The sequence below is a fragment of the Streptomyces nanshensis genome (assembly GCF_001751255.1).
GTDB lineage: Bacteria > Actinomycetota > Actinomycetes > Streptomycetales > Streptomycetaceae > Streptomyces > Streptomyces nanshensis_A.
On sequence record NZ_LJGW01000230.1, the window covers coordinates 3,110 to 5,201 of the forward strand.

General features: G+C 72.5%; 2 protein-coding genes. Both read left to right on the plus strand.

What is annotated here, in order from left to right:
• A partial coding sequence (locus AN218_RS13310) for an FAD-dependent oxidoreductase (RefSeq protein WP_244900435.1) occupies positions 1 to 1,038 on the plus strand: 1,038 nt, incomplete at its 5' end.
• A gap of 132 nt (positions 1,039 to 1,170) precedes the next feature.
• On the plus strand, positions 1,171 to 2,064 hold the full coding sequence (locus tag AN218_RS13315; RefSeq protein ID WP_244900436.1) for a TauD/TfdA dioxygenase family protein: 894 nt from the start codon (positions 1,171 to 1,173) through the stop codon (positions 2,062 to 2,064).
• Positions 2,065 to 2,092 lie beyond the last annotated feature (28 nt).

The following is a 2,092-nucleotide window of genomic DNA, read 5'->3' on the forward strand; positions in this document are numbered from 1 at the left end:
CAACTGCCCGCCGCCGACAACGCGTTGCTCGCACACGACCACACGGCCATCCTCGACGCACTGACCTCGGGGCTCGGTCCGGGCGTCGAGGTACGCCGCGGGGTGCGCGCCACGGAGGCGCTGCTCGACGGCTCGGGCCGGGTCGTCGGCGTACGGCTCGACGAGGGCGACGGCGGCGGAGGGCAGGACGTCCGCGTCCCGCTCGTCGTCGCCGCCGACGGGATCGGCTCCCGGCTGCGCCGCGCCGCCGGCATCGAGGGCCGGCGCAGCGACTATCCGCACCGCCTCGTCTCCTTCGAACTCACCGGCGCGGACCACGACTCCGAGGACTTCTCCGCCTATCTCACCGGTCGCGGGCTGCGGCTGGTCTATCCGCTGCCCGGCGGGCGGCTGCGGCTGTACCTCCAGGCGCAGCCGGGAGAGCTGCGCGGCCTCGACGAGGACGGCTTCGCACGCTGGGGCGAGCAGGCGGTACGCGAAGTGCCCGCGCTGGAAGGGCTGTCGGAGGCCGTGCCGAAGGCCGCCGCCACCCGTCAGCTCTTCCCCGTGGCACGGTTCCTCGCGGAGCGGCTGGCCGTCCCCGGGCTCGCGCTCGTCGGCGAATCGGCGTACGCGGTGCACCCGATGGCCGCGCAGGGCATGAACTCCGCCATCACCAGCGCCGCTTCACTCGCCGAACAGCTCGCCGCACGCCTCACGCCCTCCGCGGCTCCCGCCGCGCGGCCCGGCACCCCGCAGCCGCCGGACCCGGAGGCCGTCGACGCCGCCCTGCGCGCCTACGAGGAGGAGCGGCTGCCCGTGCTGGCGCACACGGCGCGTACGAGCGACAACGCGGCCCGCATGGTCACCGATCTCTCCTGGCCGGGACGGGTGTTGGGGCGGCGGGCCGTGCGCTGCACCGGCGCCAACCCGCGGCTGCTGCACTCCATCACGTACAACATGGCCGGACTCGGGCCGAGGCCGCTCACCCCGCTGGACCAGCTGCACCAGATCGGCCTGCTGCCCGATCCCCGAGCGCACCGGGTGCCGTCGGAGTGAGGGCCGCCCTGCCAAATGCCGTACGGACTGGGTCCGTTGACGCACCCGGGTGCCGCCCGTCACGCCCGTCATGCCCTTCCGCCCCGCCACCGTCCGCCACGCCCTGACCGTCAACTCGCACAGGAGAACGCAGTGTCCGTGAACACCCCCGCGGCCGGCTCCCCGGCCTCCACGCACGGCATGTCCGTACGTCCCGTCTCCGCGGCGCTCGGCGCCGAACTGCACGGCGTCGATCTGACCGCCCTCGACGACGAACTCTTCGCGCGTATCCACGAGTTGCTGCTGGAGCACCTCGTGCTGTTCATCCCGGGCCAGTCGGGGCTGACTCCCGAGGCGCACGTCGAACTCGGCCGCCGCTTCGGCGAGGTGGAGGTGCACCCCTTCCTGCCGAAGCTGGAGAGTCACCCGGAGGTGACGCTCATCGAGTCCGACAAGGGCGGCAAGGCGGACGAGTGGCACATCGACGTCACCTTCAGCGCCAACCCGCCCGTCGCCTCGATCCTCCATCTGGTCACCTGTCCGGAGGCGGGCGGCGACACGATGTGGAGCAACCAGTACCTGGCGTACGAGACGCTCTCCCGGCCCTTCCAGGAGATGCTCGACGGACTCACCGCCGTCCATGTCCTCCAGGCGCCGGAGGTGGGCACGCTCTCCGCCGAACACCCCGTCGTACGCGTCCATCCCGAGACCGGGCGGCGCTCGCTGTACGTCACGCGGATGTGGACGTCGCACATACCGCAGCTCAGCCGGAACGAGAGCGACGCCGTGCTCCAGTACCTCTTCGAGCACTCCGAGGCGCCCCGCTTCCACTGCCGCTACCGCTGGGAGCCGGGCGCCGTCGCCATCTGGGACAACCGGGCCACGCAGCATCTGGCGATCAACGACTACCAGGAGTACCGCCGGGGTCAGCGCGTGACCGTGCTCGGGGACAACCCGACGGGGGACGCGCCCCGTTGGGAGCCGTACGAGCGCCGGGGCGACGAGCGCTACTACCCGCGCCGGGTCAACGCCCGCTCGGGCTACTGACGTTCGCCCGATTCATATTCGGCCAGCG